Here is a 14,645-nt window from a genome sequence, read left to right on the forward strand (position 1 = left end):
GAAAGAGGGAGGCTTTCATGGATTTCGTGCATTTCCTGTCCAGCCACATGCTGGATCCGGCCTTGGGTGGCAAACAGCTTTACCGCAACATGGTTGAACAAGCCGTTCATGCAGAGGCCGTGGGCTATGACGGCGTGGCGCTGCCAGAGCATCATCTGGTCAATGTGCTGCTGATCCCCTCTCCGTTGCAAATGGCGGTGAAGGTGGCGGCGCATACCAAACGGGTACGGCTGGTCACCTCGGTCTGTCAGTTGCCTTTGCGCGATATGCGGGTCTTTGCCGGTGAGGTGGTGCAGGCGCAGGCCTTGTGCGACGGGCGGCTGATGCTGGGGGTGGGCAAGGGGGCATTCGGGTATGAGACCGAGCGGCTTGGCGTGCCCTTTGGCGAGACCAAGCCACGGTTTGAAGAGGCTTTACAAGTACTTGAGGCCTTGCTGACCCGGGCGGATGTGTCTTGGGACGGGCTGCACTACAAGTTCGAGGCGCTGACGATCATGCCGCGGCCCGAGGATCCGATTCCGCTGATGCTGGGGGTGATGCTGCCTGCCGGGATCGAGGCGGCGGCGGCCAAGGGCTATCATGTGCAGACAACGCCCTTGGGGGCAGCGCATGGGCAGTTGGAAGCGCAGGTTTCGGCCTTCCATCGCGGCAAGGCGGCGGGGGGGCATGCCAACCGGCTGTCCTTGCAGCGCGGGGTGTTTCTGGTGAGGTCGGAGGCCGAGCGGCGGCGGATGGTGGAGTTTGCGCATCGCTACTACGCCAGCTTCGACAATGTCTTCGGCGGGCCGGGGATTGTCGATCAGGGCATCATCCGGCCCTTGCCGCGCAGCCAGACGGCTGAGGAGTTGGGTCAGAATATCCTGATTTGTCAGAAGGATGAGATGATCGACCGGCTGGGCGGCTATGCGGATCTGGGGATCGACGAGGTGATTGTCACCTCGATCTTCGGCCAGCCGCAGGATGAGACTTTGGACATGATGTCCGCGCTTGCGGGAGAGGTTTTCCCGCATTTCCGCAAATCCAGCAAAGCAGCCTGAGGAGGCCAAATGCCTGTTATCCGGATTGAAATGTTCGAAGGTCGTACCAATGACCAGAAGCGCGCCTGTGCCGAGGCCGTCACCAAGGCCTGGGTCGATACCTGCGGTGGTACGCCGGGGTCGGTGACGATCATCTTTGCCGATGTCGCGAAAAGCGACTGGGCCTCGGCGGGCAAGTTGGCCTCGGACCCCAAGGAGTAGGCGATGCGCAGCGCGTATTCGGTGGCGGGGCAGGGGCCTGCCTTGTTCCTGATCCATGGGATCGGGGCGCGGCGGGCGACGTTTGACCGGATGGTCGAAGGGCTGCGGGACAAATTTACCTGCATTTCCTATGACTTGCGGGGGCATGGGCTTTCGCCTTTGCCGGACGGGCGGTTTGGGCTGGATGATCTGGTCGATGATCTGGAGGAATTGCGCGTCCGGTTGGGGGTGGAGACGGCGCATTTCGCCGGGCACTCGCTGGGCGGGATGATCGGGCCGCGCTATGCGCTGCGGTATCCCGAGCGGGTGTTGTCTTTGGGGCTGTGGTCGACGGCGGCGTTTCGGACGGAAGATGACAGCGCCAAGGTGATGGGCGTGGTAAAACTGATGCGAGACAAGGGGATAGGTCCGGTGCTGGACACCCTGACGGCGCGCTGGTTCACCGATGCCTTTTGTGCCGCGCGGCCCGATGTGATCGAATGGCGCAAGAAGCAGGTGATGGACACACAGGCGGACGTATTCCTCAATGTCTTTGATATCTATGCCGAAACGGAAATGGCACCTTGGTTGCACGAGGTGAAGGCGCCCTGCCAGATCATCACCGGTGAGCTGGATGGCGGCTGCAACCCACGGCTCAACACGCTGATCCATGCGGCGCTGCCGGGGTCGGAGCTGGTGATCCTTGACGGGCTGAAACACGCGATCTTCATTGAGGCGACGGAGGTGGTGCTGCCCCATGTGCGGCGCTTCCTTTTGGCGCAGGCGTCCTGAGCCAAGCCATTGAGAACGGTGGATTAACCGGCCCGGAGCCTTGCTTCGGGCCGGTCTTTTGTGCGTCGTGCCTGCGTCAGTTTTTTGTCGTTCTTTTGTAACGACGCGCGCGGAGGAAGCGCTGCGTTAACCAAGGTTTCGGAACTCGGTTGGCGGTGTGGCTGTGACGGAGGCCCCCTCCCTCTCCCTCCCCCTGAAGGGGGAGGGGAGCGCCCGTTCTGGGATGCTGGCACGGGGTGACAGGCGGGCAGGGTCGCGGGCCCGCCGCAGGGATTTGGCACGGCGCAGGGGAACGGGCGGGCATGGCTTTGCCGCTGCGGTGTCGGCGTGTCGACGGGGCGGGACTTGGGGGGCGGGGCTTGGGGGGCGGGACTGGGGGGGGGGGGGCAGGACTGGGGGGGGGCGCGACTGGGACTGTGGGCTTGCGCCGGGGCGCTTGGGTCAGCCGTAGGGTCAGCCATTTTGGCCGGGGCTGCTCAGTTCGCTTTGCGCGAGTTTGAGGCAGAGGCTGAGGCCGTTGTCGACCGCCGTCTGATCGCGCCTGCGCATCCAGTCGAGCCAGAGGCCGTCAAGCGTGGCCATGATCAGGTCGGTGACGGCGGGGATCCGGGGGCTGGTGGCGGGCGTGCTCAAGCCCTGAAGATGGCTGATCAGTTCGGCCCGGTAGCGGTCATAGAGGGCGCGCTCGGTCTGCGCGATGGCGGGGTGGGAGAGGGCGGCGCTCCACAGGTCGATGCGCATGCGCAGGTGCGGCGGCGCGAGGAACTGGGCGGTGAAGCCGGCGGCAAGGAAGGCCTTGAGGCGCTCGGTCGGGGTGGACAGGCTGGCGAGCAGGGATTCTTCGGCCTGACGCAGTTGGTTCGAGGCGAGGCGGTAGGCTTCGGACAGAACCTCGTCCATGGTGGCGAAATGATAGGAGATGTGGCCGAGCGACAGTCCCGCCTCGGCCGCGATCTTGCGGGCGGTGAGGGCGGCGTAGCCATCGCGCTGCAGGCAGGTGAGGGCGGCTGCGGCGATGTCTTGGCGGCGGCTGGTGGCGCGGGGGCTGCGGTGTATCATCTGCCTTCGGGGGTGGCCTCTTGGCTTTTTGGCCTGTCTGACGCAGAAGGGCAAGCTGATGGAGGGTCCCATGGCGACACGCTTTGCATTTGATATCCACGCGACGGACGGACGGGCGCGGACCGGTGTGATCTCGACCCCGCGGGGCGAGATCCGCACGCCGGCGTTCATGCCGGTGGGGACAGCGGCCACGGTGAAGGCCATGATGCCCGAAAGTGTCCGGGCCACCGGGGCGGACATTCTGCTGGGCAACACCTATCACCTGATGCTGCGGCCCACGGCGGAGCGGATTGCGGCGCTGGGTGGGTTGCACAAGTTCATGAACTGGGAGCGGCCGATCCTGACCGATTCCGGCGGGTTTCAGGTGATGAGCCTGTCGGCCTTGCGCAAGATGTCGGAAGAGGGGGTGCGCTTCTCGTCCCATATCGACGGGTCCAAGCATATGCTGAGCCCGGAGCGAAGCATGGAGATCCAGAAGCTGCTGGGGTCGGATATCGTCATGTGCTTTGACGAGTGCCCGGCCTTGCCTGCAACCGATGAGGCGGTGGCCAAGTCGATGCGGCTGTCGATGCGCTGGGCGCAACGGTCGCGCGATGCGTTTGGCGACCGGCCGGGGCATGCGCTGTTTGGCATCCAGCAAGGCGGGGTCAATCAGGATCTGCGCGGCGAGAGTGCGGAAAAGCTGCGGGCGATTGGCTTTGATGGCTATGCGGTGGGCGGGTTGGCGGTGGGCGAGGGGCAGGAGGCGATGTTCTCGGTTCTGGATTATGCCCCGGGGATGCTGCCGCAGGACAAGCCGCGGTATCTGATGGGGGTGGGCAAGCCGGATGACATCGTGGGGGCGGTGGAGCGGGGCATCGACATGATGGACTGTGTGCTGCCGTCGCGGTCTGGCCGCACCGGGCAGGTCTGGACGCGGCGCGGGCCGGTGACGATCAAGAACGCCCGGCATCAGGATGACCCGAGGCCGATTGACGAGGCTTGCACCTGTCCGTGCTGCCGGAACTACAGCCGCGCCTATCTGCATCATGTGTTCAAGGCCGAGGAAATCATCGCCAGCATGCTGATGACCTGGCACAATCTGCATTACTTTCAGGAGCTGATGCAGGGCTTGCGCGATGCGATTGCGGCGGGCAGATTGGCGGCGTTTGTGGCGGAGTTTCATGCGCAGAGGGCGCAGGGGGATATAGAACCGAGATGAACAGGCTGGCGTTTCTGGCAGGTGTGCTGACGGCGCAGGCGGCTTGGGCGGCGGATGACTGCGGGCTGACGGCGGATCAGGTCAAGGCGGTGCCGCAGGCGCTGGTGGGCACCTGGAATGGCGTGTTCCGCGACGGGATGGCGGTGCAGGATGGCAAGCCGCAGGCCTTGCCCGCCGATGCCACGGTGCAGAAGATCGTGCTGACGCTGGACGGCGGCAAGCTGACGCTGGCGGTGGATGACATGTTCCCGGCCATCGCGTTCGATCCGGTGGCCGATGTGCAGGACTATGCGCTGCCCGGCGAATCTCCGCTGGCGGCGGCCGAGTTTCTGGCGCCCGAGGTGACGGCGGCCGGGCTGACATGTGACCCCGCCAGCCTGCCGCAGGTGCAGGGCACCAGCACGGTGGACAGCGATGTGACCTCGACCTTCCGGATCATCGGTCTGACGCCGGATCAGGTGGTTCTGGTGATCCGGGGCAGCGGCCATGGTCTGGCGGCGCGGGCGGTGTTTGACCTGACGCGCGCGGCCAAGGGATAGGCTTGTGCGGCAAACCGCTGACGGGCGCTGCTTCGCTTTACCTTGATCCGCAGGCGCGCTTGCGCCGATTTCAATAGCCCATCATGATGCATGTGATTGTGATGGGGCCCCCCGGTTGACTCGGGGGCTTGGCACTACCAGATATAGCCCACGAACAGGGGAAGGCCCCAAAAGTTGCCGACGCTCGGGACTGCGGCCTTCCTGCCAGAAAGGAACCAAGATGACGGACAAGTTGTCACAAAGCTACCCGGTGTTGCCGCTGCGCGACATCGTGGTGTTTCCGCATATGATTGTCCCCTTGTTCGTGGGCCGCGAAAAGTCGGTCCGCGCGCTGGAAGAAGTCATGGCGGATGACAAGCAGATCCTTTTGTCCTCGCAGATTGACCCCTCGGTCGATGATCCGGGCACCGAAGGCATTTACCGCGTGGGCGTTTTGGCCAACGTGTTGCAGCTGCTGAAGCTGCCCGATGGCACCGTGAAGGTGCTGGTCGAGGGCAAGGCGCGGGTCAAGATCACCGAGTTTGTCGCCAATGCCTCGTTCTTCGAGGCCAAGGCCGAACGCTTGCACGAAGTGCCGGGCGACAAGGCCTCGGCCGAGGCGATGGTGCGGTCGGTGACCGATGAATTCGAACGCTACGCCAAGATCAAGAAGAACATCCCCGAAGAGGCTTTGCAGGCCGTTTCCGACACGCATGAGCCGGCCCGGTTGGCCGACCTTGTGGCCGGGCATCTGGGGGCCGAGGTTTCCCTGAAGCAGGAAATCCTTGAGACCTTGGACGTGGCCGAGCGGCTTGAGAAGATTTTCGGCCATATGCAGGGCGAAATGTCCGTGCTGCAGGTCGAGAAGAAGATCAAGACCCGGGTCAAGAGCCAGATGGAGAAGACCCAGCGCGAATACTATCTGAATGAGCAAATGAAGGCCATTCAGAAGGAATTGGGCGATGGCGAGGACGGCCAGAACGAATTGGCCGAACTGGAAGAGCGCATCTTCAAGACCAAGTTCAGCAAGGAAGCCCGTGAAAAGGCGGAAGCGGAACTGAAGAAGCTGAAGGCGATGTCGCCGATGTCGGCGGAAGCGACGGTGGTGCGCAACTATCTGGACTGGCTGCTGTCGGTTCCGTGGGGCACCAAGAGCCGCGTCAAGAAAGACCTGATCGAGGCGCAGAAGGTCTTGGATCTGGACCATTACGGTCTGGACAAGGTCAAGGAACGCATCGTCGAGTATCTGGCGGTGCAGGCGCGCTCGGCCAAGCTGAAGGGGCCGATCCTGTGCCTCGTCGGTCCTCCGGGCGTGGGTAAAACCAGCTTGGGGCGGTCTGTGGCGAAGGCGACCGGGCGTGAATTCATCCGGATTTCCTTGGGTGGCGTGCGCGACGAGTCTGAAATCCGCGGTCACCGTCGGACCTATATCGGTTCCATGCCCGGCAAGATCATCCAAGCGCTGAAGAAGGCGAAGACCACCAACCCGCTGATCCTGCTCGATGAAATCGACAAGATGGGGCAGGACTTCCGGGGTGATCCGGCGTCCGCGATGCTGGAGGTTCTGGATCCGGAGCAAAACAGCACCTTCACCGACCACTATCTGGAAGTGGAATACGATCTGTCCAACGTGATGTTCATCACCACGGCCAACTCGTACAACATGCCCGGACCGCTGCTCGACCGGATGGAGATCATTCCGCTGTCGGGTTACACCGAAGACGAAAAGCTTGAGATCGCCAAGGGCCACTTGCTCCCGAAGCAGATCAAGGCGAACGGGTTGAAGAAGACCGAATTCTCGGTCTCGGATGCCGCTTTGACTCATGTGATCCGGTACTACACCCGGGAAGCAGGCGTGCGGAATCTGGAACGGGAAATCGCCAAGCTGGGCCGCAAGGCCATCACGGATATTCTGAAGGCCAAGACCACCTCGGTTGTGGTGGATGAGGCCAAGGTTGAGGAATATCTGGGCGTGCAGCGCTATCGCCATGGTTTGGCGGAGAAGGAAGATCAGGTTGGTGTTGTCACCGGCCTGGCCTGGACTTCGGTCGGTGGGGAAATCCTGCAGATTGAGGCGCTGAAGCTGCCGGGCAAGGGCCGCATGAAGACGACCGGGAAACTGGGCGACGTCATGAAGGAGTCGATTGAGGCAGCCAGTTCCTATGTTCGCTCGGTCAGCCCCGCCCTTGGGGTGAAGCCGCCGAAGTTCGAGACGATGGATATTCACGTCCACGTGCCGGAAGGGGCGACGCCGAAGGATGGGCCCTCGGCTGGTCTGGCGATGGTGACCTCGATCGTGTCGGTGATCACGGGCATTCCGGTCCGCAAGGACGTGGCGATGACTGGGGAAGTGACGCTGCGCGGCAACGCCTTGCCGATTGGCGGCTTGAAGGAAAAGCTGCTGGCCGCACTGCGGGCGGGCATGACGACCGTGCTGATCCCGGAAGAAAACGCCAAGGATCTGGTGGATATTCCGGAGAACGTGAAGCAGGGGCTGAAGATCATCCCGGTGAGCCACGTGCGCGAAGTGCTGAAGATCGCGCTGGTGCGGGACCCGGTGCCGGTCGAGTGGGATCAGGAGGCAGAGGATGCCGCCGCCGCCGCCCGTCAGGCCAAACGGGACGAGGTGGCGAGCCCGACCGCCCATTGAGTGAAAAAGGCGCCCCGCGGGGCGCCTTTTGCTTTTGCGGGCTGGGGCGTCCAGCCGGATGACCCAAGCCTTGGCGGTGCCAGCCTCAGCCGGGCGAGCCGTTGCCCCCGGAGGCCACAGCAACCAGAACCAGGATCAGCAAGAGCGGGACCACAAGGCCGCCCGCGCTGGAGGACGTGGTGGCCTGGGCCACGACGGTCGGGGCGACAACGGCTTCCTTGACGCCACCTGCCGTGGCCACGGAGGCAGACAATGCAAGTGCCGCAGCACCTGCCAAAGCAAGACGACGCATGTTGAACTCCTTCTGGGGGGCAAACTGAAGTGTTTGCCGACCCAAGCCATACTGCGCGAATTGCCGCGTTTCGCAACAGGTGATCGGTTGCGAAACGCGCCAGCGATCACGCGTTCGGTGTGCTGCCGCCCGAGGCAACCGCCACCAGAACCAGGATCAAGAGCAAGGGCACCACAAGCCCCCCTGCGCTGGACGAGGTGGTGGCTTGGGCCACGGCCGCAGGGGCCACGACGGCCTCTTTCACGCCACCGGCTTGGGCGACAGAAGTCGAGACGGCAAGGGCCGCGACAGCGGCAAGAATGTAACGACGCATGGGGATTATCCTTCTTTCATCAGGTCAAACTTTGCCACAGGCCGGCGTGAAAAGACCGGCCGTGTCAGGGTCAGGTCGGGTTGCTGCTGCCGCCGGAGGCCACGGCCACCAGCACGAGGATCAGCAGGAGCGGCACGACCAGTCCGCCCGCGCTGGAGGACGTGGTGGTTTGCGCCACGACGGTCGGGGCCACCATGGCCTCTTTGACACCGCCGGCTTGGGCAACCGAAGCGGTAAGGGCAAGTCCAGCCACGGCAGCCAGAATATAACGACGCATCATGATCTCCTTTGGTGCAACAGGTTCAGGCCTGCTGACGGTTGCTGAGAATGCAGCCCCGGGTGGGGTCCGCCGGGGCAGAAGGACGGGTCATCCTGCCGCGACGGGCCACCGGGTCACCGCACGACGGAATTGCTGCCGCCGGACGCCACGGCGACCAGCACCAGAATAAGCAAGAGCGGCACGACCAATCCCCCCGCACTGGAGGAGGTGGCGGTCTGGGCGACGACGGTCGGGGCCACGACAGCCTCTTTCACGCCACCGGCCTGCGCGACCGTGGCCGTCAGGGCCAATCCGGCCACAGTTGCAAGAATAAGACGACGCATTGTGATCTCCATCTGATCATCCGTTGAACCCGGCCTTGGCCGGGCGATCCTGGTGCGGCAGATGCGGGCGGGCCTGTCGCGGCCTTCGCCCGCACGGCTGCGCAGAAGGTTCAGTCAATCGGCGTGCTGCTGCCGCTGGATGCAACGGCGACCAGGACCAGAATCAACAGCAACGGCACGACCAAGCCGCCCGCGCTGGAGGAGGTTGTGGTTTTGGCAACGACGGTCGGGGCTACAACAGCCTCTTTGACACCGCCGGCATTGGCAACTGAAGCCGAAAGCGCAAGTGCCGCGGCACCGGCCAGAAGGAAACGACGCATTCTAATCTCCCTGTGAACGTCAAGTTATACCGGGCTGTCAAAAGGCGACAGCGCAGCGGCCATAGCGAGACGCAAGGATCGGCAGAACGATTCGTCGGCCCGCGATGCCACTGTTCCAAAGATTTAGGACCAGAATGATCGGTCAGAAACACTTTTGAATAGTTTTGCGAAAAAGGATTGCGACACTGGGCAAATTGGTCGCAGGGAAACGCGCTTTGGCGTGGTGGATAGGCCATGTGAGGGAAATATCACCAACCTTCGACAGGCTGTAACACTTGTTTGCATTCGGTTGGCCAGGCGATAGGGTCGGGGAGAATGCAGACCAATCTGGGGATGATCGCCATGGCCGCCAAATCTAACGAAGACACCCCGGCGCGGGTTGCAAGGCCCAAGGCTGCGGGCAAATCTGCCCAGCGGCCGAAAAAGACGGCCGGTGCCGCGGCCTTGGTGCAGGATCCGGTGGACGCAGGGCAGGGGACTGCGGGCCTTGTCCACACCTTGGGCGGGCGCGACACGGCGGTCTTGAAGACCAAGGACCTGATCGACCGGGTCACCGAGGTCTCGGGTGGCAAGAAGAAAGATGTGAAATCCATCGTCGAGGCCGCGCTGGCACAGATCGGCGCAGCCCTTGGCCGGGGGGAAAGCCTGAACCTGCAAGGCTTTGGCCATCTGCGCGTCGCCCGCAAGGCGACGGCCGACAGCCCGGTGGCGACGCTGAAGCTGCGTCAGGGCGAGGCGGGCAAGGCCAAGCCGAAATCTGATGCCGGCGAAGAGAAAGACACTCTTGCGGAGGATTCCGATCAAGGCTAAGTAGCCGCCATCGGGCGATTAGCTCAGCGGTAGAGCGCTTCGTTCACATCGAAGATGTCAGCGGTTCAAATCCGTTATCGCCCACCATTATCTCCGCCAGAACGGCGTCGTCTTTTGCGAAAGACGACGCCGTTTTGCTGTGAGCCGGGCGCATGTCTGGCGCAATCGTCTGGCTTCACGCGCTTTTGACTGGGACCTTTCGCGCCCGAAGCGTTACGCCTTTGGTCATGGCAGCCGGAGTGAGCCCCATGGACCGCAGAACCTTTCTTGCCCTTTGCGCGGCCGCCGCCGCCGCGCCGGATCTGGCTTTGGCCACGGTGCCGGTGCCCTATGATTGGGCCGCCACGCCGCCGATGGACGATCGGGCCAAGTACATCGACTGGATGGTGGCCAACCGGGGCGAGGATCCGGATTTTCTGGGTCAGCGCTTTGATCGTTTCCTGCAGTTGATCGCCCATGACGACATCTGGAACGACCGCAACAAGCGCGCCTACCTGATGACCCCGCGCGAGGAATTCGTCACGGCGGCCAACCTGTCACGGGCCTATCAGGTTCACTACCTCGACATTGGTTTTGGGGTGACGATCACCGGGCCGCATTCGGTGGCGCGGATGACCAACACGATCGACCCCCAGAGGGGCGAGCGCGTGCTGGAGGTGGGGACCGGGTCGGGCTATCAGTCGGCCTATCTGTCGAACCTGACCGATCAGGTGTTTTCGATCGAGATCGTGCAGAAGCTTTATGAACGCACCGGCGGGGTCTACGAGGCCCTGATCGCCAAGGGTTACAGCGAATATTCCGCCATCACCCGCAAGAACGATGACGGCTATTATGGCTGGGAGGAGCATGCGCCCTTTGACAAGATCATCGTCACCTGCGGCATTGACCATGTGCCGCCGCCCTTGCTGGAGCAGTTGAAACCCGAGGGGGTGATGGTCATTCCGGTCGGCCCTCCGGGGGCGCAGCATGTCTTGAAGGTGACCAAGACCCAAGGGGCGGACGGCAAGATCACGGTGGCGCGGTCAGACATTTACCATGGATCGGTCGTGAACTTCGTGCCGCTGACCAAGCTGCAGGATGGCAAGATCGTCGGAACCCATTTCAACTGACCCATGATCACCTAGATTTGTGCGGCCCCCGCTGCCTAAATCAGGAGCAAGGTTCAAAAAGCCATTGACTTGGCGAACCGGTCGCTTTGGTGTCTGGAAGCAACGCCGTGGACAAGGGCGCAAGGCAACAACGCATGATGACGGGGACAAACTGATGAATCGACGGTCATTTCTGGCTGGAACCGCTTTGGCAGCCGTGGCGGCAGGGTATGGCAATCTGGCGCAAGCTGCGGTTCCGACGCCCTTCGACTGGACGGCGATGCCGCCGATGGACGACCGTCAGGCCTACATCGACTGGATGGTAAAGACGCGCGGCGAGGACCCGACCTTTCTGGGCCAGCGCTATGATCTGTTCCTGAACACCGTTCAGCACAAGGACCTGTACGACGATCCCAACAAGCGCGCCTTCCTGATGACCCCGCGCGAGGAATTCGTTCTCAAGCGCAATCTGGACCGGGCCTATGCGTCGGATTTCCTCGACATCGGCTTTGGCGTGACGATTTCGGGCCCGCGTCTGGTGGCACGGATGACCTCGGTCCTGCAGGTGCAAAAGGGCGACAAGGTGCTGGAGATCGGCACCGGCTCTGGCTACCAGTCGGCCTACCTGTGCCATCTGACCGATCAGGTCAATTCGATTGAAATCGTGAAGCCCTTGTTTGAACGCACGGGCGGCATCTATGCCGACCTGATCGCGCGCGGCTATACCGAGTTTTCAGCCGTGCAGCGCAAGAATGACGATGGGTATTATGGCTGGCCGGAAAACGGGCCGTTCGACAAGATCATCGTCACCTGTGGCATCGACCATGTGCCGCCGCCCTTGCTGGAACAGCTGAAGCCCGATGGCGTGATGGTCATCCCGGTCGGGCCTCCGGGGGCGCAGCACGTGTTGAAGGTGGTCAAGACGCTGGGGGCGGATGGCAAGTTCACCGTGGCGCGGTCTGACATCTATCACGGGTCGGTCGTGCCCTTCGTGCCCTTCACCAAGCTGGAAGACGGCAAGATCGTCGGGACACACAACAATTGACCCAAAGTTCGACGGTGACGCGCGCACCCCGGGGCCTGCGGCTTTACGGGGCGGTGGGGACTTTGGCCGGGGCGGTGATTGCGTTGCAGATCACCGTCATGCGGGTGTTCGCGGTCGGATCCTGGAGCCATTTCGGCTCGTTGGTTGTCAGTCTCGCCATGCTGGGCTTTGGCATGGCGAGCGTGTTCATCTTCCTGATGAAGGGCTGGCTGGACCGGCACGGACAGGGCGCAGCCCTTGCCGCGCTGGTGCTGGTCGGGCCTTTGGCGGTTGCGGCGAACCTTGTGGCGCAGATGGTGCCGTTCAACGCGATCTTCCTGATCTCGGATCCGATGCAGAAGTGGCGGCTGCTGGCGAATTTCCTGCTGTATCTGCTGCCGTTCCTGTCGGGTGCATTCTTTCTGGGCATCGTGTTCCGGCAGGGCAAAGAGCATTTCAACCGGTTGTATTTTGCCGACCTGCTGGGGTCTGGTCTGGCAGGGCTGGCGATTCTGGGTGCGCTTTATGTGCTGCCGCCGGAAAGGCTGTTGATCGCGCCGCTGGTGCTGTGGGCGGTGGCGCTGGTTTTGTGGATCGGGCTGCAGCCGGCAAAGGTTGGCGTGGCCGTGGTGGGGGCTGGTGTGGTGCTGGCCGCCTATCTGACGCTGCCTGCCGCCCTTGGCGTGCCGGACATTGCGGTGTCGTCCTACAAGGGCGTGTCTTATGCCCGCAATTTCCCCGATGCCAAGCGGCTTTACCGCAGCATCTCGCCCTTCGGGGATCTGCAGGTCTATTCCAGCTCTTACATGCACTTCGCCCCCGGCCTGTCGGACAACGCGGCCTTCAACGTGCCCGAGCTGCCCGCCAACACCTATGTCGGCATGTTCATCGACGGCGAGGGGCCCTCGGGCATCATGCGCACCCTGCCGGCTGAGGATGCGGCCTATTACCAATACCTGCCGATGTATTACCCCTATATCGTCAAACCGCAGGCCAAGACCTTTGTGGTGCAATTCGGCGGCGGGCTTTCGGCGATGACGGCGTTGAACGCCGGGGCGTCCGAGGTCACCCTCGCCGAGGCCAACCCCGAGGTGCTGCGCGCCTTTCGTGCGCCCGAACTGAAAGAGGCCACCGGCAATATCCTCGCCGATCCGCGGGTGAAGGTGGTGGATTATGACGGGCGGCTGTTTCTGGCCCATACCGATCAGCGCTATGACGTGATCGACCTGAGCCTTGCGGATTCGGTCGGCCTGTCCAACCCGGGCGGTTTCGCGATTTCCGAGAAATACGCCTATACGCAGCAGGCTTTGGAAGCCTATATCCATGGGCTGGCGGACGGTGGCGTGCTGTCGGTGACGCTGTGGAACAAGGAAGAACCGCCGAAATCGGTGCTGCGCTTTTATGCCACGATGGCCAAGGCTGCACAGGCGGCGGGCGGTGACTGGGCCAAGTCCTTGTTTGTCAGCGAAAGCTACCTGTCGACCACCACGGTCCTGTACAAGAAGGGCGGCTTCACCGAGGCCGAGATCACGGCCCTGCGCCAGCACACCGCCGATCTGTCGTTCGACGAGGTCTATTCCCCCGGCTTTGTGTTCGATCCGGCCGAGGGCAAGGGGATACTGGCGCAATATCAGGCCTCGATCTTCGGCAATGGCACGGCGGATTCGCCGACCTCTGGCGATGCGCCGAAGGCGGGGGACGCCTCGGCCTCGGCGGATGCCAGCACGGCAAATGCCTCTGACTCGCCCGACGATGGCAGCCAGAGCGCCGTACCCTCGACCACGCTGGCGCGGCTGATCTGGCAGGGGTTGGTGCAGGGCGGGGCGGCGGATGTGACGTCGCAGTATGTGTTTGACGTGCAACCCTTGACCGACGACCGGCCCTATTTCGCAGGCTACATCCGCCCCGCCGATCTGACCAAGACGCTGGACCGTCTGGACACGGTGCAGGACGACTGGGGCTATCTTCTGTTGTGGGCGACGCTGGCCGTGGCCTGCCTTGCCGCCGCCGTGCTGATCCTGCCGCCGATGATCTTTGGCGGGCGCGCCGGCATGGGGCGCGGCAAGCTGGCGATCATCGTCTATTTCGGCTGTCTTGGCCTTGGCTACATCACGGTCGAGGTCGGGCTGATCAGCTGGTTCACCCGGGCGCTGACCAATCCGACCATCGCCGCCTCGATCGTCTTGTCGGGGATGCTGGTGTTTTCGGGCCTTGGCAGTTGGGTGGCCGAGAAGATCGCCAACGCGGGGCGCATCCTGCCGGTTCTGATGGGGACGATTGCGCTGTGTCTGGCGGCCATGACGCTGGTCTTGCCCGCCGCGCTGGAGGCGATTGGCGCCTTGTCCTACCTGGGTCGCATCGCCTGTTGTCTTGGGATTGTCGCGCCGGTGGCCTTCCTGATGGGCTTCCCGATGGCCACGGCGATGAACTGGCTGGCCGCGCGGGGGCGGGATCAGATGTTCGTCTGGGCCTGGGGGATCAACGGCAGCTTTTCGGTGATCGGGGCGGCGGCGGTGCCGCTGATTGCGGTGACCTTCGGGCTGTCGGCGGTGCTGGAGGTGGCGGCCCTGGGCTATGGTCTGGCGATGCTGGCCTTCCTGCGGCTGGTGCGAAGCCAGTCCTGACGCGGAAAGGGGGGCGTCCGGCGCCCGCCCTGCCCGATTCGATGGCGTTGGGCGGCCTTTGCCGCCCATGCCGTGGCCTTGACCAAAGCGCCGTAATTTTCGCTTTCGATTCACCAAGGCTGCCTTATGTTAGC

At 63.1% G+C, this 14,645-nt stretch carries 16 protein-coding genes and 1 tRNA gene; 11 read left to right on the top strand and 6 right to left on the bottom strand.

Annotated features, from left to right (window positions below):
• The first annotated feature begins 17 nt into the window (after positions 1-17).
• The 3 genes from AC1Y2B_RS04935 to AC1Y2B_RS04945 are packed head-to-tail and all read left to right on the top strand — an operon-like array spanning position 18 to position 2,009.
• Positions 18-1,037, top strand: coding sequence for an LLM class flavin-dependent oxidoreductase (locus AC1Y2B_RS04935; RefSeq protein ID WP_482251950.1), 1,020 nt, complete (start codon positions 18-20; stop codon positions 1,035-1,037).
• A gap of 9 nt (positions 1,038-1,046) precedes the next feature.
• Positions 1,047-1,238 (top strand): 4-oxalocrotonate tautomerase, encoded by a 192-nt coding sequence (locus AC1Y2B_RS04940; RefSeq protein ID WP_482251951.1) that lies wholly within the window; start codon positions 1,047-1,049, stop codon positions 1,236-1,238.
• A 3-nt stretch (positions 1,239-1,241) separates the two neighbouring features.
• Entirely contained in the window at positions 1,242-2,009 is a 768-nt protein-coding gene (locus tag AC1Y2B_RS04945) for an alpha/beta fold hydrolase (RefSeq protein WP_482251952.1), read from the top strand.
• 453 nt (positions 2,010-2,462) lie between these two features.
• Here AC1Y2B_RS04945 and AC1Y2B_RS04950 read toward each other — a convergent pair whose 3' ends face one another.
• A complete protein-coding gene (locus AC1Y2B_RS04950; RefSeq protein WP_482251953.1) occupies positions 2,463-3,068 on the bottom strand; it encodes a TetR/AcrR family transcriptional regulator in 606 nt (201 codons plus the stop codon).
• 70 nt (positions 3,069-3,138) lie between these two features.
• Between AC1Y2B_RS04950 and tgt the strand changes: the two genes are divergently transcribed.
• From tgt to lon, 3 genes are all read left to right on the top strand, one after another.
• Complete coding sequence (tgt, locus tag AC1Y2B_RS04955) at positions 3,139-4,269, top strand: tRNA guanosine(34) transglycosylase Tgt (protein ID WP_482251954.1); 1,131 nt, start codon at positions 3,139-3,141, stop codon at positions 4,267-4,269.
• Positions 4,266-4,808 (top strand): hypothetical protein, encoded by a 543-nt coding sequence (locus tag AC1Y2B_RS04960; protein ID WP_482251955.1) that lies wholly within the window; start codon positions 4,266-4,268, stop codon positions 4,806-4,808. The genes tgt and AC1Y2B_RS04960 overlap by 4 nt, the downstream gene beginning before the upstream one ends.
• A gap of 220 nt (positions 4,809-5,028) precedes the next feature.
• A complete protein-coding gene (lon, locus tag AC1Y2B_RS04965; protein ID WP_482251956.1) occupies positions 5,029-7,437 on the top strand; it encodes an endopeptidase La in 2,409 nt (802 codons plus the stop codon).
• Between the two features lie 85 nt (positions 7,438-7,522).
• Here lon and AC1Y2B_RS04970 read toward each other — a convergent pair whose 3' ends face one another.
• The 5 genes from AC1Y2B_RS04970 to AC1Y2B_RS04990 all read right to left on the bottom strand — a co-directional run bounded on the left by AC1Y2B_RS04970 (position 7,523) and on the right by AC1Y2B_RS04990 (position 8,965).
• Positions 7,523-7,729 carry a hypothetical protein gene (locus tag AC1Y2B_RS04970; protein ID WP_482251957.1) on the bottom strand — a complete coding sequence of 69 codons (207 nt, stop codon included), beginning with the start codon at positions 7,727-7,729 and terminating at the stop codon, positions 7,523-7,525.
• 106 nt (positions 7,730-7,835) lie between these two features.
• Positions 7,836-8,042, bottom strand: coding sequence for a hypothetical protein (locus AC1Y2B_RS04975; RefSeq protein ID WP_482251958.1), 207 nt, complete (start codon positions 8,040-8,042; stop codon positions 7,836-7,838).
• Between the two features lie 70 nt (positions 8,043-8,112).
• Positions 8,113-8,319: a hypothetical protein gene (locus tag AC1Y2B_RS04980; RefSeq protein WP_482251959.1), complete on the bottom strand. Its 207-nt coding sequence runs from the start codon at positions 8,317-8,319 to the stop codon at positions 8,113-8,115.
• 116 nt (positions 8,320-8,435) lie between these two features.
• Complete coding sequence (locus tag AC1Y2B_RS04985; RefSeq protein WP_482251960.1) at positions 8,436-8,645, bottom strand: hypothetical protein; 210 nt, start codon at positions 8,643-8,645, stop codon at positions 8,436-8,438.
• 110 nt (positions 8,646-8,755) lie between these two features.
• A complete protein-coding gene (locus tag AC1Y2B_RS04990; RefSeq protein WP_482251961.1) occupies positions 8,756-8,965 on the bottom strand; it encodes a hypothetical protein in 210 nt (69 codons plus the stop codon).
• Between the two features lie 315 nt (positions 8,966-9,280).
• Between AC1Y2B_RS04990 and AC1Y2B_RS04995 the strand changes: the two genes are divergently transcribed.
• From AC1Y2B_RS04995 to AC1Y2B_RS05015, 5 genes are all read left to right on the top strand, one after another.
• A complete protein-coding gene (locus AC1Y2B_RS04995) occupies positions 9,281-9,775 on the top strand; it encodes an HU family DNA-binding protein (protein WP_482251962.1) in 495 nt (164 codons plus the stop codon).
• 12 nt (positions 9,776-9,787) lie between these two features.
• Positions 9,788-9,862: transfer RNA gene (locus tag AC1Y2B_RS05000), tRNA-Val, on the top strand.
• Between the two features lie 161 nt (positions 9,863-10,023).
• Positions 10,024-10,884 carry a protein-L-isoaspartate O-methyltransferase family protein gene (locus tag AC1Y2B_RS05005; protein WP_482251963.1) on the top strand — a complete coding sequence of 287 codons (861 nt, stop codon included), beginning with the start codon at positions 10,024-10,026 and terminating at the stop codon, positions 10,882-10,884.
• 154 nt (positions 10,885-11,038) lie between these two features.
• On the top strand, positions 11,039-11,908 hold the full coding sequence (locus AC1Y2B_RS05010) for a protein-L-isoaspartate O-methyltransferase family protein (protein WP_482251964.1): 870 nt from the start codon (positions 11,039-11,041) through the stop codon (positions 11,906-11,908).
• Positions 11,909-11,922: 14 nt separating this feature from the next.
• On the top strand, positions 11,923-14,511 hold the full coding sequence (locus tag AC1Y2B_RS05015) for a spermidine synthase family protein (RefSeq protein ID WP_482251965.1): 2,589 nt from the start codon (positions 11,923-11,925) through the stop codon (positions 14,509-14,511).
• Positions 14,512-14,645 lie beyond the last annotated feature (134 nt).

The organism is Stagnihabitans sp., from assembly GCF_964946895.1.

What these genes read in the sequence shown, in the direction of transcription:
- AC1Y2B_RS04935 (WP_482251950.1), top strand. Translation starts at nt 18, where the DNA reads ATGGATTTCGTGCATTTCCTGTCCAGCCACATGCTGGATCCGGCCTTG.
- AC1Y2B_RS04985 (WP_482251960.1), bottom strand. Translation starts at nt 8,645, where the DNA reads ATGCGTCGTCTTATTCTTGCAACTGTGGCCGGATTGGCCCTGACGGCC.
- AC1Y2B_RS04980 (WP_482251959.1), bottom strand. Translation starts at nt 8,319, where the DNA reads ATGCGTCGTTATATTCTGGCTGCCGTGGCTGGACTTGCCCTTACCGCT.
- AC1Y2B_RS04950 (WP_482251953.1), bottom strand. Translation starts at nt 3,068, where the DNA reads ATGATACACCGCAGCCCCCGCGCCACCAGCCGCCGCCAAGACATCGCC.
- lon (WP_482251956.1), top strand. Translation starts at nt 5,029, where the DNA reads ATGACGGACAAGTTGTCACAAAGCTACCCGGTGTTGCCGCTGCGCGAC.
- AC1Y2B_RS04975 (WP_482251958.1), bottom strand. Translation starts at nt 8,042, where the DNA reads ATGCGTCGTTACATTCTTGCCGCTGTCGCGGCCCTTGCCGTCTCGACT.
- AC1Y2B_RS04970 (WP_482251957.1), bottom strand. Translation starts at nt 7,729, where the DNA reads ATGCGTCGTCTTGCTTTGGCAGGTGCTGCGGCACTTGCATTGTCTGCC.
- AC1Y2B_RS04990 (WP_482251961.1), bottom strand. Translation starts at nt 8,965, where the DNA reads ATGCGTCGTTTCCTTCTGGCCGGTGCCGCGGCACTTGCGCTTTCGGCT.
- AC1Y2B_RS04995 (WP_482251962.1), top strand. Translation starts at nt 9,281, where the DNA reads ATGCAGACCAATCTGGGGATGATCGCCATGGCCGCCAAATCTAACGAA.
- AC1Y2B_RS04940 (WP_482251951.1), top strand. Translation starts at nt 1,047, where the DNA reads ATGCCTGTTATCCGGATTGAAATGTTCGAAGGTCGTACCAATGACCAG.
- AC1Y2B_RS05005 (WP_482251963.1), top strand. Translation starts at nt 10,024, where the DNA reads ATGGACCGCAGAACCTTTCTTGCCCTTTGCGCGGCCGCCGCCGCCGCG.
- tgt (WP_482251954.1), top strand. Translation starts at nt 3,139, where the DNA reads ATGGCGACACGCTTTGCATTTGATATCCACGCGACGGACGGACGGGCG.
- AC1Y2B_RS05010 (WP_482251964.1), top strand. Translation starts at nt 11,039, where the DNA reads ATGAATCGACGGTCATTTCTGGCTGGAACCGCTTTGGCAGCCGTGGCG.
- AC1Y2B_RS04945 (WP_482251952.1), top strand. Translation starts at nt 1,242, where the DNA reads ATGCGCAGCGCGTATTCGGTGGCGGGGCAGGGGCCTGCCTTGTTCCTG.
- AC1Y2B_RS04960 (WP_482251955.1), top strand. Translation starts at nt 4,266, where the DNA reads ATGAACAGGCTGGCGTTTCTGGCAGGTGTGCTGACGGCGCAGGCGGCT.